20 protein-coding genes are annotated in these 22983 nt (G+C 65.7%); 15 read left to right on the forward strand and 5 right to left on the reverse strand.

Annotation, left to right across the window (positions count from 1 at the left end):
* The first annotated feature begins 69 nt into the window (after window positions 1-69).
* Complete coding sequence (locus tag J7S20_RS14315; protein ID WP_284054914.1) at window positions 70-390, forward strand: DMT family transporter; 321 nt, start codon at window positions 70-72, stop codon at window positions 388-390.
* Between the two features lie 86 nt (window positions 391-476).
* Complete coding sequence (locus tag J7S20_RS14320) at window positions 477-1031, forward strand: hypothetical protein (RefSeq protein ID WP_284054915.1); 555 nt, start codon at window positions 477-479, stop codon at window positions 1029-1031.
* A gap of 19 nt (window positions 1032-1050) precedes the next feature.
* On the opposite strand, the gene J7S20_RS14325 is transcribed toward J7S20_RS14320, so the two are convergent.
* Window positions 1051-2799 carry a flotillin family protein gene (locus J7S20_RS14325; protein ID WP_284054916.1) on the reverse strand — a complete coding sequence of 583 codons (1749 nt, stop codon included), beginning with the start codon at window positions 2797-2799 and terminating at the stop codon, window positions 1051-1053.
* Between the two features lie 23 nt (window positions 2800-2822).
* Window positions 2823-3455: an OB-fold-containig protein gene (locus J7S20_RS14330; protein WP_284054917.1), complete on the reverse strand. Its 633-nt coding sequence runs from the start codon at window positions 3453-3455 to the stop codon at window positions 2823-2825.
* Between the two features lie 197 nt (window positions 3456-3652).
* Here J7S20_RS14330 and J7S20_RS14335 point away from each other — a divergent pair, with 197 nt between their 5' ends.
* From J7S20_RS14335 to J7S20_RS14370, 8 genes are all read left to right on the forward strand, one after another.
* Window positions 3653-5008 (forward strand): BON domain-containing protein, encoded by a 1356-nt coding sequence (locus tag J7S20_RS14335; RefSeq protein WP_284054918.1) that lies wholly within the window; start codon window positions 3653-3655, stop codon window positions 5006-5008.
* A gap of 49 nt (window positions 5009-5057) precedes the next feature.
* On the forward strand, window positions 5058-6998 hold the full coding sequence (gene uvrC / locus J7S20_RS14340; protein ID WP_284054919.1) for an excinuclease ABC subunit UvrC: 1941 nt from the start codon (window positions 5058-5060) through the stop codon (window positions 6996-6998).
* An 81-nt stretch (window positions 6999-7079) separates the two neighbouring features.
* The gene (locus J7S20_RS14345; protein ID WP_284054920.1) at window positions 7080-9878 is read left to right on the forward strand and encodes a tetratricopeptide repeat protein; all 2799 of its coding nucleotides are present in this window, start codon (window positions 7080-7082) and stop codon (window positions 9876-9878) included.
* 59 nt (window positions 9879-9937) lie between these two features.
* Window positions 9938-10894, forward strand: coding sequence for a polysaccharide deacetylase family protein (locus J7S20_RS14350; RefSeq protein ID WP_284054921.1), 957 nt, complete (start codon window positions 9938-9940; stop codon window positions 10892-10894).
* Entirely contained in the window at window positions 10891-11808 is a 918-nt protein-coding gene (locus tag J7S20_RS14355) for a GNAT family N-acetyltransferase (protein ID WP_284054922.1), read from the forward strand. The genes J7S20_RS14350 and J7S20_RS14355 overlap by 4 nt, the downstream gene beginning before the upstream one ends.
* Window positions 11809-11839: 31 nt before the next feature.
* The gene (gene recO / locus J7S20_RS14360) at window positions 11840-12574 is read left to right on the forward strand and encodes a DNA repair protein RecO (RefSeq protein WP_284054923.1); all 735 of its coding nucleotides are present in this window, start codon (window positions 11840-11842) and stop codon (window positions 12572-12574) included.
* Between the two features lie 56 nt (window positions 12575-12630).
* Window positions 12631-13677 (forward strand): 3-isopropylmalate dehydrogenase, encoded by a 1047-nt coding sequence (leuB, locus tag J7S20_RS14365; protein WP_284054924.1) that lies wholly within the window; start codon window positions 12631-12633, stop codon window positions 13675-13677.
* Window positions 13674-14792, forward strand: a complete 1119-nt coding sequence (locus J7S20_RS14370; protein WP_284054925.1) for a glycosyltransferase family 2 protein — start codon at window positions 13674-13676, stop codon at window positions 14790-14792. Before leuB ends, J7S20_RS14370 begins: the two co-directional genes overlap by 4 nt.
* Here J7S20_RS14370 and J7S20_RS14375 read toward each other — a convergent pair.
* On the reverse strand, window positions 14789-16114 hold the full coding sequence (locus J7S20_RS14375) for a phospholipid carrier-dependent glycosyltransferase (RefSeq protein WP_284054926.1): 1326 nt from the start codon (window positions 16112-16114) through the stop codon (window positions 14789-14791). The genes J7S20_RS14370 and J7S20_RS14375 overlap by 4 nt on opposite strands.
* Window positions 16115-16186: 72 nt before the next feature.
* Between J7S20_RS14375 and J7S20_RS14380 the strand changes: the two genes are divergently transcribed.
* The 5 genes from J7S20_RS14380 to J7S20_RS14400 all read left to right on the forward strand — a co-directional run bounded on the left by J7S20_RS14380 (window position 16187) and on the right by J7S20_RS14400 (window position 19504).
* A complete protein-coding gene (locus tag J7S20_RS14380) occupies window positions 16187-17392 on the forward strand; it encodes a trans-sulfuration enzyme family protein (RefSeq protein ID WP_284054927.1) in 1206 nt (401 codons plus the stop codon).
* Window positions 17389-17787 (forward strand): Co2+/Mg2+ efflux protein ApaG, encoded by a 399-nt coding sequence (gene apaG, locus J7S20_RS14385; protein ID WP_284054928.1) that lies wholly within the window; start codon window positions 17389-17391, stop codon window positions 17785-17787. The genes J7S20_RS14380 and apaG overlap by 4 nt, the downstream gene beginning before the upstream one ends.
* 145 nt (window positions 17788-17932) lie before the next feature.
* The gene (locus J7S20_RS14390; RefSeq protein WP_284054929.1) at window positions 17933-18724 is read left to right on the forward strand and encodes a LysR family transcriptional regulator; all 792 of its coding nucleotides are present in this window, start codon (window positions 17933-17935) and stop codon (window positions 18722-18724) included.
* The gene (locus J7S20_RS14395) at window positions 18721-19266 is read left to right on the forward strand and encodes a GNAT family N-acetyltransferase (RefSeq protein WP_284054930.1); all 546 of its coding nucleotides are present in this window, start codon (window positions 18721-18723) and stop codon (window positions 19264-19266) included. The genes J7S20_RS14390 and J7S20_RS14395 overlap by 4 nt, the downstream gene beginning before the upstream one ends.
* Window positions 19253-19504, forward strand: a complete 252-nt coding sequence (locus J7S20_RS14400) for a hypothetical protein (RefSeq protein ID WP_284054931.1) — start codon at window positions 19253-19255, stop codon at window positions 19502-19504. Before J7S20_RS14395 ends, J7S20_RS14400 begins: the two co-directional genes overlap by 14 nt.
* Before the next feature lie 41 nt (window positions 19505-19545).
* Here the strand turns inward: J7S20_RS14400 and J7S20_RS14405 are convergent, their stop codons facing one another.
* Both J7S20_RS14405 and parE read right to left on the reverse strand, forming a co-directional pair.
* Entirely contained in the window at window positions 19546-20898 is a 1353-nt protein-coding gene (locus J7S20_RS14405) for a serine hydrolase (RefSeq protein WP_284054932.1), read from the reverse strand.
* A 68-nt stretch (window positions 20899-20966) separates the two neighbouring features.
* The gene (gene parE / locus J7S20_RS14410) at window positions 20967-22943 is read right to left on the reverse strand and encodes a DNA topoisomerase IV subunit B (RefSeq protein ID WP_284054933.1); all 1977 of its coding nucleotides are present in this window, start codon (window positions 22941-22943) and stop codon (window positions 20967-20969) included.
* Window positions 22944-22983: the final 40 nt, after the last annotated feature.

A 22983-nucleotide genomic window follows, 5' to 3' on the forward strand; every position in this document is an offset into this window, starting at 1 on the left:
GCGCCGCCTCTTTACGGGTTTCCGGCGGCGGCGCGATTCCCATGACGAGCCCGTGTCGGGAGCCTATCCATGGCATGGACGATCCTCTTCATCGCGGTATTTACCGAAATCTGCTGGGCGCTCAGCCTGAAATGGGCGGCGATGCAGGCGACGTGGCAGGCGTCGTCGGTGCCGATCCTGTTGTCGTTTCTGAACATGGGACTGCTCGCGCTCGCCATGCGCGGAATCCCCGCCGGTACCGCCTATGCGGTGTGGACCGGGCTGGGTGCCGTCGGCGTGATTATCGGCGGCGTGATCGTCTTTGGTGACAAGGTCGGCACCATTCAGGCGGTCTTCATGGCGGTGACCGTAATCGGCGTGGTCGGCACCAAATTGTTCGCGCAGGGGTGAACCTTTTGCCCCCGCGCCGCGCTTTGTGCCGGTGCACGATCGCGCCAGCCGTCGAAGGGCGCGAACGCGAAAAGGAGACGCGAACCATGAAGGCCTTCATCACCGCTTCGCTGCTGGCAGCGCTCGCTACGCCCGCCGCGGCGCAAACCGTCTCCGACACCGCAAAGGCGCCGCGTGCTCCGTTGGAACTGGATCTCGACCGTCCTGCGGAGGCAGCGGATACGCCAGCGGCCGACAGCGATGTCCAGGCCGACGCCAAGACCGAAGGCGAGGCCGAGGCGAGCACGAGCGCATCCGATCCCGCGGCGAGCGCGGTCAACGACATGCTCGCAGCCGACGAACAGGATGCAGCGGTCGAAAAGGCCGCGAGCGACAAGCTGGCATCTGCCTATTCGATCGACACGCCGATCATGCTGCTGGTCGCCGACAAGCGCGCCAGGGCAGTGCTCGACAAGGACATGCCCGGCCTCAGCACCGACGAGAATTACGACAAGTTCAAGACGCTTAGCCTGCGCCAGCTCCAACCCAAGACCGGCGGCCAGCTGACCGACGAGCTGTTGCTGAAGGTCCAGACCGATCTAAAGGCAATCGGGGCCAAGCAGGGCGACGACACCGCAACGGCTGGCGGCGAGGGTCGCTGAACCCCCGCCGCACAGGTTCCTAGGAGCCGGTTCGCTGGTCCGTTTCGGTTTCGCCGTCGATCTGCGGCGTCTGGTCATTGTCGCCCGAACCATCATCGTTCGCGCTATCGCTTTCGGGCGCGGTATGCACGGAAGTGCCAGCCGGTCCTTCGACCATGTTTGCCAGCGAGCTGCCGTCGAGACCGAGTTCCTTCATCAGCCCGTCGAGCACCGGCGCCTGGGCGCGATAAGCCAGAGCCGCTGCGACGGCATCGCTGGCGAGGTTGCCGCTGCCGGAAGCACCCCCGATGCCGCCAGCCGCGACGCCGTTTCCTGACTGCCGCGTAAGCCCGTCGACCTGCACGATCTTGATCGAGTCGATCGCCTCCATCGGCTTGGCGGATTCGCGCACCAGTTCCGGAAGTACCTTGAGAAGCGCCAGCTTGGTCTGAAGCGAGATCTGCCCGTCGGACAGAATGTTGGCCGCTTCGTTGACCGCGCGCTGGCCTGCTGCTTCGACCTCGAAGCGGACACGGTCTGCCTCGGCGCGCAATTTGGCCGATTCGGCTTCGCCTTCCGCTTCCAGCTTGGCGGCTTCTGCGCGGTTGGTTGCGGCATCGCGCTCCGCCTCCGCCTCGACCCGGACTCGGATCGCCTCGCGCTCGGCCGCCTTCGATGCCTCGATCAGTTCGATGCGCTTTTCACGGTCGGCGATCTCGGTGTCACGCGCCGTAGTCACGGCTTCTTCGGCGGCGACTGCCTTGGCGCGCGCGTCATCGGCTTCGGCGCGCGCCTGGCTTTCCTCGCGGCTTTTGTTCTGGATCGCGATCTGCTGTTCCTGCCTGGCGATTTCGAGCGCCTTGGCCTGTTTGATCCGTGCTTCCTCGACCTGGCGGTCTGCCTCGATCTGACGGCCGTCGATCTCGCGCTTCGCCTCGATGCGTGCGGATTCGGCTTCCTGATTGCGGATAGCCTGCTGGCGGGCGACTTCGGCGGCCTGTTCGGCGCGCCTTACCTCTACCTCGCGCTCCTGATCGAGGCGTGCGAATTCATTGTCGCGCGAGATGTCGAACGACATCTTGTCGGCCTCGAGATTCTTGGTCTCGATCTGGACGCGCGTGTCCTGTTCGATGTCGTTGCGCAGCTTCTTGCGCGCCTCGATCTGCTCGGTCAGCTTGGTCAGACCTTCGGCGTCGAAGGCGTTGTTGGCGTTGAAATGTTCGATCGAGGTCTGGTCGAGCCCGGTCAGCGAAACCGATTCGAGTTCGAGACCGTTCATCGACAGGTCGTTCGACGACACCTGCTGCACCTTCTGGACGAATTCGGCGCGCTGTTCGTGCAGTTCGTTCATCGTCATGCCCGCCGCGACCGAGCGCAGCGCATCGACAAACTTGCCCTCGACAAGGTCTTTCAACGCCTCCGGGTTCATCGTTCGCTGGCCGAGCGTTTGTGCCGCCATCGCGATCGAGCCCGCGTCAGGGCGCACGCGGACGTAGAATTCGGCCTTCACGTCGATGCGCAAGCGGTCGAGCGTGATGAGCGCGTCGGTATTCTTGCGCTCCACCGCCAACCGGACGGTGTTCATGTTGACCGGCATCGTTTCGTGAAGCACCGGCAGAACGAGCGCGCCGCCGTTCATCACCACGCGTTCTCCGCCGAAGCCGGTACGGACGAACCCGACCTCCTTCGTGGCGCGGCGATAGAGCCTGGTGATCGTGATCGCGAAAATCACCAGGACAAGGAATATCGCCCCCGCCCAGATCGCGATATCAACTACACTCCCGAACATTTATTGCTCCCCGTTTCTGCGAATTATCGTGTCGTAAAAGGGTTGTCGTCGAGCGCGACGGCGAAGAATGTCTCCCCGTCGCGGCGGACCATCAGAACCTGCGCCTCCTCCGCCAGAACGGCGTCGCGATCATGCGGTTCGACCATGACGTGATGCGGTTGCCCGTATCGATCGACGACGCGCGCGCGTGCCGCGGAACCCGCAGTCGCGCGGCCGATGACGATGACGCCGCGCCGACCGATCAGCGTGTCGAGGCCGACCGCGGTCGTTTCGTCGTGCGGCATGACCCGCGAAAGCGGACGGGCCAGGATTCCGGTCAGGGGCACTGCCGGAACGAGCGCGAGCAGCGCAGCGGGCAGCGGTGAGAAAGGGGCACCCGCGAGATGCGTCGCCACAGCCTGTATTCCGCTACCCAGCGCTGCGAACAGGAACAGGAGCAGCGCGAGCCACATCATCAGCGGCAATCGCCCAAGACCCAGCAACGTCAACATGCCGTCGGGAATGCTGCCGCTTTCGGGCATGTCGGCGCCCATATCGACATCGATATCGGTGTCGGCACCACCAAGCATATCGCCGAGCCCGATGAGCTGGCTGAGCGCGAGCATCAGCATCAGCGCAAGCGCTACCGCAAAGGGCAGGTTTGCCGGATCGAGCATGTTCATCTCGGCTCAGGCCGCCTGGCGAAATTGTTGAAATACGGCCCAAACACGAATCACCCCCCGGAACATTTGTTAGCGTGGATTCTTCGCCTGCGGGGAAAAATCGGGTTCGTATCGCCGGTAATTTCCGGACGCCGACGGCGCATCCCGTTTCGGCCTTATCAGCGCGCTTCCGATCGGGCATGATCGGGGCGATGCTGCGGGCTTTGCTTCTTTTTCTGGCGCTGGTGACGGGCGCGTCCGGTGCTTCTGCGCAATTGTTGCAGAATCAGGCCGCCTCTGCGCCGCCGCAGGCGACATCGACGATCGAGGCGAAACCGGCGGGGCAGCAGGACGCGGCGATTGCCGAGCGTATTCGCGGAATCTTTTCGCAGATCGATGCGCTGACCGGTGTCACGGTACAGGCGTCGCAGGGCGTGGTGACGCTGAGCGGCACGGTGCCGACCGCGGCCGATGTCCAGAAGGCCGAGGCGATTGCCGGGCGCGTTTCGGGGGTCGTGACCGTCCAGAACCAGCTTTCGCGCAACCTTGCGGTGAACCAGAATATCTCGCCCGTGCTGGGCCAGCTCCGCGACGATCTGCGCGGGCTGGTGCGCGCGCTGCCGCTGATCGGCGTGGCACTGGCGATCGCGGTGCTGATCGCGCTGCTGGGGTATCTTATCGCCGCGCGGGAGCGGTTCTGGCGCTGGGTGACGCCCAACAGCTTTCTTGCCGAACTGGTCCAGACATCGATCCGGTTCGTTTTCGTCATCCTGGGGCTGGTCGCGGCGCTAGAGCTGCTCGGCGCGACGGCGCTGCTGGGCGCGGTTCTGGGCGGGGCGGGGGTGATCGGTATCGCGCTTGGGTTTGCCGTGCGCGATACGGTCGACAATTATGTCTCCAGTCTGATGCTGAGCTTGCGTCAGCCGTTTCGCGCCAACGATCATGTCGTGATCGAGGGAAGCGAGGGGCGCGTGGTGCGGCTGACGTCGCGCGCGACGGTGCTGATGACGCTCGACGGAAATCACCTTCGCATTCCCAACAGCGTCGTCTTCAAGGCGGTGATCCTGAACTATACGCGCAACCCCGAACGGCGCTTTCAGTTCGATCTGGGGGTCGATGCCGATGACAATCCGGTCGATGGCATGGCGGTAGGGCTGAAGGCGCTGCGCGACATCGACTTCGTCCTCGACGAACCCAAGGCGAGCGCGATCATCCAGGATGTCGGCGATTCGAATATCGTGCTGCGTTTCTATGGATGGGTGGATCAGACGCGCACCGATTTCTTCAAGGGGCGCAGCGTCGCCATCCAGACGGTGAAATCGGCACTGGAAGACGCCGGATTCGCGCTGCCCGAGCCGATTTATCGCCTGCGCTTCGATGAAGGCGCGCCACTGCCGCTGAAGGGCGTCGAGGGCGCGGGCGGGACGAAACCGGCGCCTGTAAAGGCGGAGACTGGTGCCGAAGCGCAGGACACCGCGCCCGAAGCGCATATCGAAAAGCTGGTCGCCGAAGAACGCGCCGAAGGCCCCGAGGACGATCTGCTCGACAACAAGCGCCCGATCGAGTGACCGAATCCGCCCGCGTGACTGCGCCGCAATTCTTCCTACATTGACCGCCATGCCGCCCAGCAAAGCCGACCGACCCGATCTGCCCAACGCCGCCTCGCGCTTCAACGAGGAGAAGCAGACCTATACCGTGCGCGGGGCGGGGAAGCCCGATATCGAGGCCGGGGTGGCGGCGATCCGCAATGTGCTGAAGACGTTGCCCGCGCGGCCCGGCGTGTACCGGATGCACGATGCGCGCGGCGATGTGCTGTATGTCGGCAAGGCGCGCGCGCTGAAGAACCGCGTGACCAACTATACGCAGGTCAACCGGCTGCCGCGGCGGTTGCAGCGGATGGTCGCGCAGACGCGGTCGATGACGATCGTCACCACCAACAACGAGGCCGAGGCGCTGCTGCTCGAGGCGCAGCTCATCAAGCGCTACCGGCCCGCGTACAATGTGCTGCTGCGCGACGACAAAAGCTTTCCCTTCATCCTGCTGCGCGCCGATCATGATTTTCCGCGCATCCAGAAGCATCGCGGCGCGCGGCGGGCGAAGGGCAATTATTACGGGCCCTTCGCGAGCGCCGGATCGGTCAACCGAACGCTCAACGCGCTGCAGAAGCTGTTCCTGCTGCGCAGCTGCACCGACAGCTTTTTCAGCAATCGCGACCGGCCGTGCCTGCTCTACCAGATCAAGCGCTGCTCGGCGCCGTGCGTGGGGCGGATCGGCGAGGATGAATATGGCGAGCTGGTCCGCGACGCGAAGGACTTCCTCGCCGGCAAGTCGACCCAGGTGCAGGCGAAGCTCGGCGCGCAGATGGAGGCGGCGTCGGAAGCGCTCGATTTCGAACTGGCGGCGATCCTGCGCGACCGGCTGCGCGCGCTGACCTTCATCCAGGGCAGCCAGGCGATCAATGCCGAGGGGGTGGGCGACGCCGATATCTTCGCGCTGGCGTGCAAGGAAGGCACGATCGGCATCCAGGCCTTCTTCATTCGTGGCGGGCAGAATTGGGGGCATCGCAGTTTCTTCCCCGCGCATACCGCCGACGTGCCCGAGGACGAGGTGATGGCGAGCTTCCTCACCCAGTTCTACGAACAGGTGCCACCGCCCAAGACGATCCTGCTCGACCGCAATCTCGAGGAAGGCGAACTGCTCGGCGAGGCGCTGGGCGAGCGCGCGGGGTACAAGGTCGCGCTGTCGGTGCCGCAGCGAGGCACGCGCAAGCGGCTGCTCGATCAGGCGAAGCGCAATGCCGAAGAGGCGCTCGACCGGCGCATGGCCGAATCGACGACGCAGGCGAAGCTGCTGCGCGAGGTCGCCGACCTGTTCGACCTCGGTGAGCCGCCCGACCGGATCGAACTCTACGACAACAGCCATATCCAGGGCACCAATGCGCTGGGCGCGATGGTCGTCGCGGGGCCGGAGGGGTTCCGCAAGAACCAGTACCGCAAGTTCAACATCAAGCAGGCGGCGACCGACGACGATTTCGCGATGATGCGTGAGGTGTTTTCGCGCCGCTTCGCCCGCGCGCTGAAGGACGATCCCGACCGCGATGCCGGCGACTGGCCCGATCTGGTGCTGATCGACGGCGGGCGCGGGCAGCTCAATGCCGCGCGCGAGGTGCTCGAGGATATGGGGATCGAGGATGTCTGCCTGATCGGCGTGGCCAAGGGGCCGCATCACGGCCGCGAGGGGCGCGAGGTGTTTCACCTGATGGACGGGCGCGAGCTGACGCTGCCGACCAATTCGCCGGTGCTGTTCTACCTCCAGCGGTTGCGCGACGAGGTCCACCGCTTCGCGATCGGCGCGCACCGGCAGAAGCGCGCAAAGGCGATGGGCGCGAGCCCGCTCGACGAGGTGCCGGGGATCGGCCCGGCGCGCAAAAAGGCGCTGCTGATGCATTTCGGCACCGCGCGGGCGGTGCGAAATGCGAGCCTCGAGGATTTGCAGCGCGCGCCCGGCGTCAGCACCGCGGTCGCGCGCCAGGTTTACGATTTTTACCACGCCCGTTGAGCATGTTGGCCGCGTAATCTCCCTTGTCACCGGCTCGCCCGGCGCTAGGCTGGCACACGGGAGCTCAAGGGGGAATAATCGGTGAAATTGAAAATCGCCGCAGCGATGCTGCTGGTTTCGAGTTCGAGTGTCGCGTTGGCGAGCGAGACGCCCAAATATGCACCCGCGCCCGACTGGGTCGTAGCGGCGCCGCCGGTCGACGGCGCGAAGCTCGACGACAGTTCGCCGATTCTGCAGACATTCGACCAGCAGGACCGGATCGAGAACGGAACCGTCTGGGAATATCGCGACACCGCGATCCGCATCAATTCGATGCAGATGCTCAATCAGGCGGGCACCGTACAGCTTCCGTGGCAGCCCGATCAGGGCGACCTGATTATCCACAAGGCGGAGATCATTCGCGGCGACCAGCATATCGACCTGCTGGCGAAGGGCGCCAAATTCACGGTCCTGCACCGCGAGCAGCAGATGGAAAAGCTGATGCTCGACGGCGTGCTGACCGCGACGATGACGGTCGAGGGGCTGCGTGTCGGTGATGTGCTGCGCATGGTCGTTTCGACGACGCGCAAGGATGGCGCACTGGGCGGCAATGCACAGGCGCTGATGCAGTTGATGGCGAAACCGGCGCCGATCCGCTTTGCGCGGACGCGCCTGACCTGGCCCAAGACGCTCGACCTGCACTGGAAATCGCTCGCCGACGGTGTCGAGGCGAAGCCGGTGGAAAAGGACGGATACGAGATACTCGACCTTCCGGTGCCGCTGCCCAAGGAAAAGGACATGCCCAAGGATGCGCCGATGCGCTTCCACCGGGTACCGCTGCTGGAGGCGAGCACCTTTGGCGACTGGGCGCAGGTATCCGAGGTGATGGCGCCGCTCTATGCGACCGACGGAACGATCGCCGACGGCAGCGACCTTGCGCGCGAAGTCGCGAAGATCGAGCAGGCGAGCAGTGATCCGAAGGTTCGCGCCGCCGCCGCATTGCGGCTGGTGCAGGACAAGGTACGCTATCTCTTCAAGGGTATGGACGGCGGCAATTACGAACCGCAATCGCCGGCCAAGACCTGGGAGCTTCGCTATGGCGACTGCAAGGCGAAGTCGCTCCTGCTGCTGGCGCTGCTGCGCAAGATGGGGATCGAGGCCGAGCCGGTGCTCGCCAACAGCAAGCTGGGCGACCTGGTCGCCATGCGGCTGCCGAGCGCGGCGGCGTTCGACCACGTCCTGATCCGCGCGAAGGTCGGCGGCGAGACGCTGTGGCTCGACGGTACGCGCACCGGCGACCGGCTGGCCGACATGACCGATACGCCCAATTTCGACCATGTCCTGCCGCTGCGCAGCGACGGGGCGGGGCTTCTGGCGATCCAGCTCCACCCCGACGCGCGGCCCGCGGTGGATGTCGCGATCCGCTACGACCAGACGGCGGGGCTCAGCCTGCCCACGCCGTACACCATCGCGGTAAAGCTGCGCGGTCCGCTCGCCGATATGGTGCATTCGGCCGAAACGCAGAATGACGAAGACAAGAACGAGCAGATGGTCGAATCGATCATCTCCGACTATATCGATGGCGGGGTGATGACCGATCATTCGGTCGATTACGACGCCGATGCAGCGGTCGCGACGGTGCATGCCTCCGGCATTGTCGGCAGCCCCTGGAACAAGAAGGACAATCGCTATCAGATCGGCCTCGACCATGTCGTGTCGGGCTTCACCTTCGATGTCGATCGCGCGAAGCAGGACTGGCGCGACATCCCGGTCAATATGGGCGGGCCGTCGAGCCTTGTCGTTCATACGAGCGTAGCGCTGCCCGACAAGGGGAAGGGGTTTGCATTCGAAGGCGACAGGACGCTGCCGCAGGAAATCGCGACGACGCATTTCTCGCGCACCGCAACCATCGAAGACGGCGTGATGAAGGTCGATGAAAAGAGCCTTTCAGCGGGTGGCGAACTGCCGGTCGAGGACATCGCCGCAACGCGCGCCGCGCTTGCCAAGGCCAATGCCAACCTGCTGCGCGGTGTCGCGCCCGCCGACTATGCGGCGCGCTGGGCCGAGGTTCAGCAGGACCGCGCCGACGGACGGCTCGACGCGCTGAAGGCTGCCTATGCCAAGGCGATCGAGAAGGAGCCCGACGATGCGCAATCCTATCTGAACCGCGCATATTTCCGGTCGCAGGTCTTCGACTGGAAGGGGGCAATCGCCGATTACGACAAGGCGATCGCGCTGAACGCGACCGCCGACAATTATCTTTCGCGGGCGGCGATACGCTCGATGCTTGGCGAGCATGAGGCCGCGGTCAAGGATATCGAGGCGGCGCGCAAGCTGGAGCCGGGCGCGGCCGGCCCGGTACTGCAACTCGCCGGCGTCTATTCGGACATGGGCCAGCCCGACAAGGCGCTGGCGCTGCTCGACGAACAGCTTGCCTCGGGCGGCGACGACAAGAGCAATCTCATCACGCAAAAGGCCGAAGTGCTCGCACGCGCCGGGCGTCCGCAGGATGCGATCGCGGCGGTCGATGCCATGATCGCGAAGAAGCCCGGCAATACGCAACTGCTCAACCAGCGCTGCTGGGTAAAGGGGACGACCTCGACCGATCTGCCGTCCGCGCTGAAGGACTGCACCAAGGCGATCGAACTGGCCGAATCGCCCGCCGGGCAGCTCGACAGTCGCGCGATGGTCTATTTCAAGATGGACCGGTATGACGACGCGCTGGCCGACCTCAATGCCGCGCTGAACCTTGTTCCCGATCTTCCGGCGAGCATGTTCCTGCGCGGTGTCATCCGGCTTCGCCAGGGCGACAAGAAGGCGGGCGAGGCCGATCTTTCGGCGGCGCGGCTGATGTCGCCGCGGATCGACGAGCGCTATGCCAAATATGGTGTAAAGCCCTGATTCGACGAAATCGCGCCGGTCTTTGCGGAATGTTCACCCCCGGCCGCTAGGGTCGGGGGATGGCGACACGGATATTCCTTACCGTCGATACCGAACTGGCGTGGCGACACCATGCCGAGGGACGGCCGATCGACGACATCGCCGAGCTTTCGCTCGAGCCCGCAGGCGTGGGCGTGACGTGGCAGCTCGAACAACTCCGGCGGCATGGGCTGAAGGCGTGTTTCTTCGTCGATCCCATGCCGGCGCTGGTGTACGGCCTCGATCCGATCAAGCGCGTCGTGGAAACGATCCTTGAGGCCGGGCAGGAGGTTCAGCTGCACCTCCATGCGAACTGGGCGGGGGCGAAGATCGGCGATGGCGGCGCTGCGCATGGCCGGTTCGAACTGATCGACCATACGCGTGACGAGCAGCGCAACCTGATCGCGGGCGCGGCAGAATTGCTGGTCGCGGCAGGCGCCAACGATCCGGTCGCCTTTCGCGCGGGAAGCTATTCGGCGTCGGACGAAACGCTGCTCGCGCTCGCCGAGCTGGGATTCATCTACGACAGTTCGCACAACGGGTCCGAACATCCGTGGCCGAGCGCGATCGGATTGCCGGTCACGCAGATCGCACCGGTCCGCCATTGCGGGATCATCGAGGTGCCGGTCACACTGATCGAGGACAAGCCGGACAGCCTGCGCCACTTTCAGATCTGTGCGCTGTCGGCGGCGGAAATGCGCGCGGCACTCGACCATGCCGACCGCGAGGACCATGCCGCGGTGACGATCGTCAGCCACGGTTTCGAACTCGCGACGCGCGACGGCACCGCGCAGAACGGCGTTCATGTCCGGCGTTTCGAAGCGCTTTGCGAGATGCTGGCCGAACGGCGCGAAACGCTGCGCACGACGCATTTCGCCGAACGGCCGCGCCTGACGCTCGACCCCGACGATACGCCGCTCGAGCCCAATATGATGCGCACGCGGTTGCGCCAGGCCGAACAGCTCTGGTCGAACCTGGTGTCGGAACGCACCCCGTGACGACCGCGTCGCCGTTGCCGCTTCAGTTCCGGATCGGCGCGCGGACGCTGATGACCGTGCCGCGCTGGCTGGTGCGCGTTCCCCTGTCGCTCGAACAGGCGCTTTCGGGGCGTGTCCCGCAACTGCCGTCGCTGCCGCCGGGTGCCGACGGATATGTCGTAACGTCGTTACCCGCCAACCAGATGCCCGCGCTTGTCGCGGCGGCTGAGGGCAAGCTGGTCTTCGTGCGGCAGCGCTATAGCCGCTATTTCGCCGATCTGTCGGCGGGTTTCGACGCGTGGTTCGCACAGCTTTCGGGCAATGCGCGCTCGCAACTGAAGCGAAAGCGGAAGAAACTGGCGGCGGCGTCGGGCGGGGCGCTTCATATCGAGCGCTTCCGCACGCCCGACGAGCTGGAGCGATTTCACGGCGTCGCGCGCGGCATATCGCGGCGGACCTATCAGGAAAGGCTGCTCGACGCCGGACTGCCCGAGGACGCGGAGTTCCTGCACGACATGGCCCGAATGGGCGCGGCGGACGAGGTGCGCGCATGGCTGCTGCATATCGGCGATATGCCCGCCGCCTATCTCTATTGTCCGGTTCATGGCCGTGACGTGATCTATGAATATGTCGGGCACGATCCGGCCTGCAACGCGCTGTCGCCGGGGGCGGTCCTTCAGCTCGAGGCGATCCGCGACCTATGCGCGGAGGGCCGTTTTGCGCGGTTCGACTTCACCGAGGGCGAGGGGCAGCACAAGCGCCAGATGGCGAGCGGCGGCGTCGATTGTGTCGATCTGCTGCTGCTGCGGCCGAGCCTGACCAACCGGGTCGCGCTGGCCGCGCTCGGCGCGTTCGATGCCGGTGTGGCGGGTGCAAAGGCGCTTGTCGAGCGGCTTGGCCTGCAAAAGGCGGTGGCGCGCATCCGACGGGGGTGACGGGCGATTCCGGTGCGGCTAGGCACCGATCATGCAGTTGCGCGCATCCGCCATCATCCTGTCGGTCCGGTCGCATGGCGAACACGGCGCGATCGTGCGCGCGCTGACCGAGGAGGCGGGCGTGGTCGCGGGCTATGTCCGCGGCGGGCATTCGCGGCGGCTGCGCCCCGTCCTGCAGCCCGCCAATGCGGTGACGGGCGAGTGGCGTGCGCGCAGCGACGAACAACTGGCGGGGCTGACGGTCGAACTCACAGACAGCCGCGCGCCGCTGTACGGAGAGCCGCTGGCGGCGGCGGCGCTCGACTGGGTGACGGCGCTGAGCGCTGCGGCATTGCCCGAGCGGCACCCCTATCCACGCCTGTTCGCGGCGCTGGGCGCGGTTATCGACGCGGTCGATGCGGCGCCCGCCGCGCGCGGCTGGGCGGTCGCGCTGGTGCGATACGAGCTGCTGATACTTGCCGAACTGGGCTTCGGTCTGGCGCTCGACCGCTGCACCGTCACTGGCGAGAGCGAGGACCTGGATTTCGTCAGTCCGAAGAGCGGCGGCGCCGTCAGCCGCGCGGCGGCGACGGGATATGAGGCGCGATTGTTGCGGTTGCCCGCGTTTCTGCGCGGCGGGGGCGGCGAGGCGTCGTGGGAGGATGTCATCGCCGGCCTGGCGATCACCGGTCACTTCATCGCGCGCGACCTGCTGACGGATCGGAGGGCGGAAACGCTCGCCGCGCGCGAGCGGCTGGTCGAAAGGCTGAAAAGGGCAGTTGCGTGAGCCCCGCGCGCGCGGCATTGCGGCCTGCGGCGAATATCAGGGGGAAGGAGCAAGACATGGCGTTGATCGCGATTCTGCCCGGCGACGGGATCGGACCGGAGGTGACGGCAGAGGCGCGGCGCGTGCTGGAGGCGATCGATCCGGCATTCGGCTTCGAAACCGAACCGGTGGGCGGCGCGGCGTATCTTGAATATGGCCAGCCGCTTCCGCCGCAGGCGCTGGAGCTTGCCAAACGTGCCGACGCGGTGCTGTTCGGCGCGGTCGGTGATCCGCAATTCGATGCGCTTGCACGGCCCTTCCGGCCCGAAGCGGCGATCCTGGGGCTGCGCAAGGAGCTGGGGCTGTTCGCCAATCTGCGCCCGGCAAAGCTGTTCCCCGGGCTGGAAGATGCTTCGGCACTGAAGCGCGAGGTGGCGGAATCGATCGACCTCGTCATCGTGCGCGAGCTGACCGGCGACGTCTATTTCGGCGAAAAGGGGCAGCGCACGACCGCGGATGGCGAGCGCGAAGGCTATGACCTGATGTCCTATACCGAAGGCGAGGTCCGCCGGATCGCGCGCGTCGGGTTCGAAACGGCGATGACGCGCGGCCGCAAGCTGTGTTCGGTGGACAAGGCCAATGTCCTCGAAACCTCGCAATTGTGGCGCGACGTGGTGATCGGGGTGGCGGCCGACTTCCCCGAGGTCGAACTGACGCACATGTATGTCGACAATGCCGCGATGCAGCTGGTGCGCAATCCCGGCGCGTTCGACGTTATCGTGACGGGCAATCTGTTCGGCGACATCCTGTCGGACCAGGCGAGCATGTGCGCGGGTTCGATCGGGATGCTGCCGTCGGCCGCGCTCAACGGGTCTGGCAAGGGCATGTACGAGCCGATCCACGGCTCCGCGCCCGATATCGCCGGCGAAGCCAAGGCCAATCCGTGCGCCGCGATCCTGTCCGCGGCGATGCTGTTGCGGCACTCGCTGGGGCGCGGCGACGATGCCGACCGGATCGAGGCGGCGGTGGCGGACGCGTTGCGCGACGGTGCGCGCACGGCCGATCTCGGCGGATCGCTTTCGACCGGGGCGATGGGCGACGCCATCCTGTCGAAGCTGGGGTGAATGGCGGCCTTGAACTCGCGGTCGTCGTGCCGGTCTTCAACGAGCGGGCGAATGTAGCACTGCTGGTCGAACGTCTCGACAAGGCGTTGGCGGGGCGCCGCTGGGAAGCGATCTTCGTCGATGACGACAGTCCCGACGGCACCGCCGAGGCCGCGCGCGATCTGGCGCTGGCCGATGCGCGGGTGCGCGTGATTCAGCGGATCGGGCGGCGAGGGCTGTCCACGGCGTGTCTGGAGGGGATGTGCGCGACCGCCGCCCCACTGGTCGCGGTGATTGACGGCGATCTGCAGCATGACGAGACGCTGCTGCCGATGATGCTCGACATGCTCGAGCAGGACCCCGAGCTCGACCTCGTCATCGGATCGCGCTTCATGGAGGGCGGTGGAACCGGCGATTGGGACCGCGACCGTGCGGCGAAATCGGCCATCGCGACGAAGCTGTCCCGGCAGGTGCTGAAGGCCGACCTGACCGACCCGATGAGCGGGTTCTTCATGATCCGCACGGCACTGGTCCGCGACCTCGTGCCCATGCTGTCCGGCATCGGGTTCAAGATCCTGCTCGACATCATGACGGCGAGTCCGCGGCGCTTGCGCTTTCGCGAACTCCCTTACGTCTTTCGCTCGCGACAGCGGGGCGAAAGCAAGCTCGACCATGTCGTCGCGCTCGAATTCCTGATCGCGCTCTATGACCGCATGTTCGGGCGCATCGTGCCGGTGCGTTTCGCGATGTTCGCCGCCGTCGGCGGGCTGGGCGCGGCGGTGCACATGATCGTGGTCGCGTTGCTGTACACGGGGACGCCGCTGCCGTTCGTGCCATCGACCGCGATCGCGACGCTGGTGGCGATGACGTTCAATTTCTTCCTCAACAACGCGCTGACCTATCGCGATCGCCGTTTGAAGGGTGCGCGCGAGCTGTTCGACGGGTGGGTGTCGTTCTGTATCGTCTGTTCGGTCGGTGCGGTCGCCAATGTCGGTATCGCGGCGTTTCTGTACGGCGTCGAAAATGGCGGATGGGCCGTATCGGCGCTTGCCGGGATACTGGTCGCGGCGGTGTGGAATTTCGCGCTCTCGTCGCGCTTCACCTGGGGGCGCTATGGCCGCAAGCCGGGCGTCTAGCGCCAGCTGGCCAGCCACGTCCAATGCGCAAAGGCCATCCGCCCCGATAGCGGCGATGCGGACAGGATCGGGTAGAAATAGACGAACAGCGCGATGACCGGGATCGCATACCATTCATCCGCCTGCGCCCATCGACCGCGCCCGAAATGGGCGAATGCGCCGGCGGTGGCGAGGCACAGGAAGATGCTCGAGGGATAATAGTAATAATAGAAGCCGAGCGATTTGGGGATCACCGCCCACATCGCGAGCGACGCGATCCAGATGAGCGCAAGCCCCAGCGGCCGCATCGCACGGTCGCGCAGCCCGGCATAGAGGCAGGCGGCCAGCGCGGCGAGCCCGCCCCACATCGCCGCAGGATTGCCGAGCAGTAGGACGCCGCGCCAGGCGCCGGCGTTGATTTCGTACAGATACCAGATCGGGCGCAGGTCGAGCGACCAGCTCCACCAGGGCGACTGATAGGGATGATGGCGCAGCACCTGCGTCTGCGCCGCATACATCTGCTCCTGAAAGGGAATGAGCTGAGAGAGCGTCAGCGGGTCGTATCGGTAGAAGAATTGCGGGGCGTAGGTCGCGAAATAGACGAGGATGCTGACGAGCCCGAGGATCAGCATCGCCGACAGCGCGCCGACGCCCGGCCAATGGCGTTGGTTGCGGCCCGAAAGCGCGGCGACGATCGGGCGACCGCTTGCCCGCGCGTCGCGCAGGCGGATGGCGACGAACGCGATGAATGCGAAGGCGACATAGGGTGCGGCAGCCCATTTCGCCGCCGTTGCAAGGCCGAGCAGAACCGCGGTGAGTACAAGGCGCCAGTGCGCCCTGGCCGTCGTCGGTGCGGCCATCGACCACAGCATCGCCGCGATCGCCAGCGTCAGGAACGCCGCCATATAGGTGTCGAGCATCGCGATGCGTGCCTGGACGAAAACCGTCTGGCTGAAGATCAGCAGCACCGCACCGAAGACGGCGGTGCGCATCCGCCCGAAAAGTTGCCACAGGACAGAGAAGCCGCCGAGGATGGTCGCCGTCCCGGCAAGCGTCGAAAATGCCCGCCAGCCGATCGGATTGTCGCCGAACAGCGCCATGCCGAGGGCGATGAATTCCTTGGCGAGAAGCGGGTGTTCCTTGTTGAACGGCTGGTTGAGCGCCAGCAGCGCGCGGGCGGCGGGCACGTAATACACCTCGTCGAACATCACCTTGTCGGGGCTGCCCAGCCGGTAGCTGAACAGCGCCTGCGCAAAGACGGCGATGATGACGGCGACCCAGAGCGGCCGCTGGCGAAGACGGTCGAGCATCGCGAGCGGCTGTAGCGCGCTTTCCAGCGACAAAGAAGGGTATCGCAACCTAATAGGAGTCGTTGCCTTGACGCGACCGCGCCGCAACCGGCAAAGCTTTTCGCCATGAAGCGCAAAACCGGCCAAGACCGCAGCATCACCAAGCATTGGCGCCCCGCGACGCAAGCCGTGCGCGGCGGCACCGCACGTTCAGAATGGGGCGAGACGTCGGAGGCGATGTTCCTGACATCGGGCTATGCCTATGACTGTGCGGGCGACGCTGCGGCGCGCTTTGCCGGCGATCAGCAGGGCATGACCTATTCGCGCCTCCAGAACCCGACCGTGGAGATGCTGGAGGAGCGCATCGCGCTGATGGAAGGCGCCGAGGCGTGCCGCACGATGGCGAGCGGCATGGCGGCGATGACCGCCGCGCTGCTCTGCCAGCTCGAGGCGGGCGACCATGTCGTTGCGGGCCGCGCGGCGTTCGGTTCGTGCCGCTGGCTGGTCGATACGCTGCTGCCCAAATTCGGTATCGAGACGGTGACGGTGGACGCGCGCGATCCGCAGGCGTTCATCGACGCGGCCAAGGACAATACCAAGTTGTTCTTCTTCGAAACGCCGGCCAATCCGACGATGGACGTTGTCGACCTGACCGCAGTGTGCGGCATCGCGAAGGAACGCGGCATCCTGACGCTCGTCGACAATGCGTTCGCCACGTCGGCCTTGCAGCGGCCGATGGAATTCGGCGCCGATATCGTCGCATATTCGGCGACCAAGATGATGGACGGGCAGGGCCGCGTGCTGGCGGGAGCGGTGTGCGGGACCGAGGAGTTCGTCAACGAAACGCTGCTGCCGTTCACGCGCAATACCGGCCCGACGCTGAGCGCGTTCAACGCCTGGGTGGTGCTGAAGGGCCTCGAGACGCTCGACATGCGCATCCGTCGCCAGAGCGAGAACAGTGTAAAGATCGGCAGCTTCCTCGAAGGCCGCGTGCCGCGCATCCTCCATCCCGGACTGCCGAGCCATCCGCAGCACGACCTCGCCATGGCGCAGATGTCGGCATGCGGATCGGTATTCTCGTTCGAGGTCGAAGGGCGCGGGCAGGCGCACGGGCTGCTCGACGCGCTGACGCTGATCGACATTTCGAACAATATCGGTGACTCGCGCTCGCTGATGACGCACCCTGCATCGACGACGCATTCGGGCGTTGCCGAGGACAAGCGGCTGGAAATGGGTATTTCCGAAGGGATGCTGCGGATCAATGTCGGGCTGGAAGATCCGCAGGACCTGATCGACGATCTCGATGCCGCGCTATCGAAAGTGGGGTTGTGAAGGAACTGTTCGAACATGTGGCGGAGACCGGCGCGATCGCGGTTCGCGTCGCGGTCAGCTATTTGCCCGAACAGTCCGAGCCCGAGCGCGGGCGGTGGTTCTGGGCCTATCATGTCCGGATCGAGAATGGCGGGGATCAGGCGATCCAGCTTCTGACCCGGCACTGGATCATCACCGACGGCCGCGGCGCGCGCCACTCTGTCGAGGGCGAAGGCGTGGTCGGCGAACAGCCGCGCATCGAGCCGGGCGACAGCTATGACTATGTCTCGGGCTGTCCGCTGGCGACACCGACGGGGTCGATGCAGGGCAGCTATCGCATGATCGCCGCAGACGCATCGGTGTTCGACGTGGCGATCCCCAAATTCGCGCTGGTCGCGCCGGCGGTGACGGGGTGAGCGGCGTGCGGCCAACAGATCGCGCTCACCCTGAGCGTGTCGAAGGGTGGTTGCCGCCATCCGGCTTCGACAGGCTCAGCCTGAGCGCGGAGGTTCCGGGGCGGCGGTTCGGTCCTGTCGCGGGGGAGCGGCTGGAGGCGCGGACGTGAAGCGCACGCATCTTCCGCTCAACGGCCTGCGCGTGCTCGACGCGGCGGCGCGGCATCTGTCGTTCACGCGCGCGGCGGACGAACTGGCGGTGACGCCGGCGGCGGTCGGGCAGCAGATTCGCGCGCTCGAGGATACGCTGGGCGTCGTGCTGTTCCGGCGCACGACGCGCGGGCTGGAACTGACGCCGGAAGGGGCGGCCGGACTCGATGCGCTGCGCGGCGGATTCCTGCATTTCGAGGATTCGGTGCGCGCGATGCAGGCGGGGCAGTCATCCAAGTCGCTGACCATCGCCGCACCGCGCGACCTGACGCAGAAATGGCTGATGCCGCGCCTTGCGCGCATTGCCGAGAGCGACGGTGAGATTCGCTTCGTCCTGCTGCCCGCCGACGAGGATGTCGATTTCACCGAGGCCAATCTCGACCTGGCGATCCGCTGGGGCGAGGGGCCGGGAGAACATGAGGGCGAGGCGCTGGAATCGGACGGCATGGTGACCGTCGAACGCCCCGGTGGCGGCGCCGATACGCGGATTTCATGGCCCGGCTGCATGACCGAGGAAAGCCGTTCGCTGGTGCGGGTCGGCGATGCCGGACTGGCGATCGAGGCGGCGGCGCAGGGCCTGGGCCGGACGACCGTTCCGGAACTCATCGCGCGCGCGGATGTTGCGGCAGGGCGGGTGGCGATAATCGGTGAGCCGAAACCGTTCGCCAAAGGATATTGGATGGTCGCGCCGCTTCCGCAGTGGCGCCAGCAGAAGGTGCGTGCATTGGTTGACGCGTTGGCAGCATGATCGAGAAGCATATTCCCGTGATCGAGACCGAGCGGCTGAGGCTCCGCCCGCTCGTCCCCGACGATGCCGAGGCGGTCTATCCCAGCCTTTCGGACCACGAGGTAATGCGCTGGTGGTCGCGCCCGCCGCTCGAATCGATCGAGGAAACGCGCGAATATCTGGGCCGCGTCGATGACGATGAATGGCGCGCCTGGGCGATCACGCGCAACGACGACGATCATGCGATCGGCTGGGTATCGGTCGGCGAAAAACGGCAGGGCGATGTCTGCGAGATCGGATATTTCCTCATCCGCGAAGCCTGGGGTTCGGGCCGCGCGCGCGAAGCGGTGGCGGGCGTCATCGACTATCTGTTCAATGAGGAGAACAAGCGGCGCGTATTCGCCGATACCGATCCCGACAATGCGGCCTCGATCGCGCTGCTCGAACGGCTGGGGTTCCAGCACGAAGGCAAGCTGCGCGGCGAATGGGAAACGCATATCGGCGTGCGCGACAGCATGATCTACGGCATGTTGCGCGAGGAATGGATTCGTGAGCAGGCCTGACCTGAACGATCCCGAAGCGCGCAAGGCCTATATCCGCGAATTGCGGAGGATCGGCCGACCGCTGCGCACCTTTGCTCTGGGGATCACGCTGATCGGCGTACTGCTTGCCGCCGCGGCGCGGTACGACAGGTTGCCGCAATGGGTGCCGCTGCTCTTCATCGTGACGGGCGGCGCGTTCATGGTCGCGGCCATCGTCCAGCGGACAAGCTATCACAGGCGCCGGATGCGCGGCGAATAGTTCCTTTCTCGAAACCGATCACGGCCCGCGCTTCGGCGAGTTCAGCGTGAGCGGGGGGCGGCGGCGCTTCCTTCGGCGTGTCCGGCACCATCATCGGCAGCGACAAGGTTCAGCGCGCGCTGCATCAGGCCGACGAATTTCGCCTGCTCTACAGCGGCATCCGGGCGGTGCCAGTTGCCGGTCACCGCATACCAGCGGCCATCCTTGCGGCGGACGAGGAAATTCGCGGCGATGACGCCGGGCTCCGACCCGCCCTTGTAGCCGATATAATCGAACCGTGCCGCGGTATCGGCGCTCACGCCCGGATTGACGGCGAGAATCCCGAGTGCCTGTTCGTCGCCGTTGCGGCGAAGCCAATCGAGCGCCCGTGCTTCATCGCCGGGGCTTGCGAACCATTCGACGCTTTCGGTCGCAAGCGGTTGGTTGCCAAAGCCGGCGGGTTCGGGATCGGATGCGAGTATCCCGCGATTCTGGTCCAGCAGGCGCGCGCGCGCGGCGGGGTCCGAAGCGCCGCGCCACGCTGTCAGCAACTGCGCGTTGTCGGGCGACTTCAGCACAAATGCTTCGCGCGTGGTCAGCACCGGCAGCGTAGCGTCGGGATCGGCGGTGCCCATGGCGGCGACCATGTTTCCGATCCGGTCGCGACCCAAAAGCTGCATCAGCGTATCCGTCGCGGTGTTGTCGCTGACCGAGATCATCAGCGTGGCGAGGCTGTGAAGCGTCATCGGCGAACCGGCCGGCCAGTCATGGACGATGCCCGAGGGAAAGGCAGCCGGGAGAAGCGCCGTCACCTCGTCCCATCGACGCTCGCCAGCGACGATCTGGCGTGAAAGCGCGCCCAATACCCAGAGCTTGAAGGAAGAGCCGATCGGCGCCGCTTTGTCGCCGCGCCATTCCCGGACTGTTTGCGGGGTGTCGTTCCCCAGCGCGTAGATGCCGTAGCCTGCCTTGCCGGGCAGCGCCTGGAATGCGGCGTCGAGCATCGCCGGTGAGTCGTCGCGCGGTTCGGTTCCGGTGATGAACAGGCCGGTGACGCTGTGCGGGGTTGCGGGATCGACCGCGATGCGCGCGGTGGCGATTCCATGTTCATAGCCGATCCGGATCGCGGCGGCCCATGGCGACGATGGCGTGACTTTCTCTATCCCGGTGGGGGCGCCGATCGCGCTTTCGATCTGCTCCATCAACATGTCCCATTTCGCCCTGGGCACCTGTCCGCGAAAAGCGGCGGAGAAATAGCGTTGATAATCGCCTTCGCCCGCCAGGATTTCGGGAAGCTGGGCGATCCGCTGCTCGAGCGGGACAGATGCAGTCGCGGCCTGCCGCGCCGACGCACCGGCAGGCAAAAGCAGTGGTGCAAGCGATACCAGAAGCAGCAGGCAGGTTCGGCGAAGCATCGGAATCTCCCGGTTCGGCGTTGCGCCCTTATAGCCTGCCGCGATGTCGCCCGTTCAAGTCCGCCCGGTCAGGCGTCGATCGCCTCTTCATCCATGCGGCCGGCATTTTCCTGGATGAAGGCGAAGCGGTGGGCGGGGTTGTTGCCCATCAGCCGGTCGACCAGATCCTTCACGCCCGCGCGTTCTTCATATTCCTGCGGCAGCATGATGCGGATCAGGCTGCGCGTTTCGGGGTTCATCGTCGTTTCGCGAAGCTGCCCCGGGTTCATCTCGCCAAGGCCCTTGAAGCGTGCGACCTCGACCTTCTTGCCCTTGAACTCGCTCGCTTCGAGTTCGGCGCGGTGCGCGTCGTCACGGGCGTAGAGGCTCTTGGTACCGGCGGTCAGGCGGTACAGCGGCGGCTGGGCGAGGAACAGATGCCCTTTGCGCACCACATCGGGCATTTCCTGAAAGAAGAAGGTCATCAGGAGCGTCGCGATATGCGCGCCGTCGACATCGGCGTCGGTCATGATGACGATGCGTTCGTAGCGCAGGTTCGACGCGTCGCAATCCTTGCGCGTGCCGCAGCCGAGCGCCTGGATCAGGTCGGCGATTTCCTGGTTGGCGAGGATCTTGGCGCTGGTCGCCGAGGCGACGTTGAGGATTTTGCCACGGATCGGCAGGATCGCCTGCGTCTTGCGGTCGCGCGCCTGCTTGGCCGACCCGCCTGCCGAATCGCCTTCGACGATGAACAGCTCGGTGCCTTCGTTGCCGTCGTTCGAACAGTCGGTGAGCTTGCCGGGGAGGCGCAGCTTGCGCGAGCTGGTCGCGGTCTTGCGCTTGACCTCGCGCTCCTGCTTGCGGCGGAGGCGTTCTTCCATCCGCTCGAGGATCAGGCCGAGCAGCGCCTTGCCGCGCTCCATATTGTCGGTGAGGAAATGGTCGAAATGGTCGCGCACCGCGCGCTCGACGAGGCCTGCCGCCTCTGGCGAGGTCAGCCGGTCCTTGGTCTGCGACTGGAACTGCGGATCGCGGATGAAGACCGACAGCATCAGCTCGCTGCCTGTCATCATGTCGTCGGCGGAGATGTCCTTCGCCTTTTTCTGCCCGACCAGTTCGCCAAAGGCGCGGATGCCCTTGGTCAGCGCGGCGCGCAGGCCGTTTTCGTGCGTACCGCCGTCGGGCGTCGGGATGGTGTTGCAGTACCAGCTATAGCTGCCGTCGGAAAACAGCGGCCAGGCGACCGCCCATTCGACCTTGCCCTGACCGTCGGGAAAATCCTGGCTGCCGGTGAAGAAGTCGGCGGTGGCGCATTCGCGGCCGTTCACCTGTTCCTTCAGATGGTCGGCAAGGCCGCCGGGGAACTGGAACACCGCCTCGGACGGCGTATCGTCGGTGATGATCGCGGGGTCGCATTTCCAGCGAATCTCGACGCCGGCGAACAGATAGGCCTTCGACCGGGCGAGCTTGTAGAGCCGCGCCGGCTTGAACTGCAGCTCCTTGAAAATCTCGGTATCGGGGGTGAACGCGGTCATCGTCCCGCGGCGGTTGGGCGTTTGCCCGAGATGTTCGAGCGGGCCGAGCGTTACGCCGCGCGAGAAATGCTGGCGATAGAGCTGCCGGTCGCGCGCGACCTCGACTACCGTGTCCGACGACAGCGCGTTGACCACGCTGACGCCGACGCCGTGAAGGCCACCCGAGGTGGCATAGGCCTTGGCCGAGAACTTGCCGCCCGAATGCAGCGTCGAAAGGATGACCTCAAGCGCCGACTTGTCGGGAAATTTGGGGTGCGGGTCGACGGGAATGCCGCGACCATTGTCGGTGACGGTCAGGCGGTTGCCCGCCTCCAGCGTGACCTCGATCCGCGTCGCATGGCCCGCGACCGCCTCGTCCATCGAATTGTCGATGACTTCCGCGGCGAGGTGGTGGAGCGCGCGTTCGTCGGTGCCGCCGATATACATGCCGGGGCGGCGGCGCACGGGTTCCAGCCCCTCGAGCACCTCGATCGAGGAAGCGTCATAGCTGTTGTCGGCGGGCGTTTTGGACGCGAACAGGTCTTCGGACATGGGTCCAGCTATAGGGTCGCAGGAGTCGGACGCGCAAGCG

Origin of the sequence: Stakelama marina, assembly GCF_018122655.1 — a bacterium.
GTDB classification, from domain to species: domain Bacteria; phylum Pseudomonadota; class Alphaproteobacteria; order Sphingomonadales; family Sphingomonadaceae; genus Sphingomonas; species Sphingomonas marina.

What these genes read in the sequence shown, in the direction of transcription:
- J7S20_RS14350 (WP_284054921.1), top strand. Translation starts at nt 9,938, where the DNA reads ATGGCGACACGGATATTCCTTACCGTCGATACCGAACTGGCGTGGCGA.
- J7S20_RS14395 (WP_284054930.1), top strand. Translation starts at nt 18,721, where the DNA reads ATGATCGAGAAGCATATTCCCGTGATCGAGACCGAGCGGCTGAGGCTC.
- parE (WP_284054933.1), bottom strand. Translation starts at nt 22,943, where the DNA reads ATGTCCGAAGACCTGTTCGCGTCCAAAACGCCCGCCGACAACAGCTAT.
- J7S20_RS14335 (WP_284054918.1), top strand. Translation starts at nt 3,653, where the DNA reads ATGCTGCGGGCTTTGCTTCTTTTTCTGGCGCTGGTGACGGGCGCGTCC.
- recO (WP_284054923.1), top strand. Translation starts at nt 11,840, where the DNA reads ATGCAGTTGCGCGCATCCGCCATCATCCTGTCGGTCCGGTCGCATGGC.
- J7S20_RS14325 (WP_284054916.1), bottom strand. Translation starts at nt 2,799, where the DNA reads ATGTTCGGGAGTGTAGTTGATATCGCGATCTGGGCGGGGGCGATATTC.
- leuB (WP_284054924.1), top strand. Translation starts at nt 12,631, where the DNA reads ATGGCGTTGATCGCGATTCTGCCCGGCGACGGGATCGGACCGGAGGTG.
- J7S20_RS14330 (WP_284054917.1), bottom strand. Translation starts at nt 3,455, where the DNA reads ATGCTCGATCCGGCAAACCTGCCCTTTGCGGTAGCGCTTGCGCTGATG.
- J7S20_RS14315 (WP_284054914.1), top strand. Translation starts at nt 70, where the DNA reads ATGGCATGGACGATCCTCTTCATCGCGGTATTTACCGAAATCTGCTGG.
- J7S20_RS14320 (WP_284054915.1), top strand. Translation starts at nt 477, where the DNA reads ATGAAGGCCTTCATCACCGCTTCGCTGCTGGCAGCGCTCGCTACGCCC.
- J7S20_RS14405 (WP_284054932.1), bottom strand. Translation starts at nt 20,898, where the DNA reads ATGCTTCGCCGAACCTGCCTGCTGCTTCTGGTATCGCTTGCACCACTG.
- J7S20_RS14380 (WP_284054927.1), top strand. Translation starts at nt 16,187, where the DNA reads ATGAAGCGCAAAACCGGCCAAGACCGCAGCATCACCAAGCATTGGCGC.
- uvrC (WP_284054919.1), top strand. Translation starts at nt 5,058, where the DNA reads ATGCCGCCCAGCAAAGCCGACCGACCCGATCTGCCCAACGCCGCCTCG.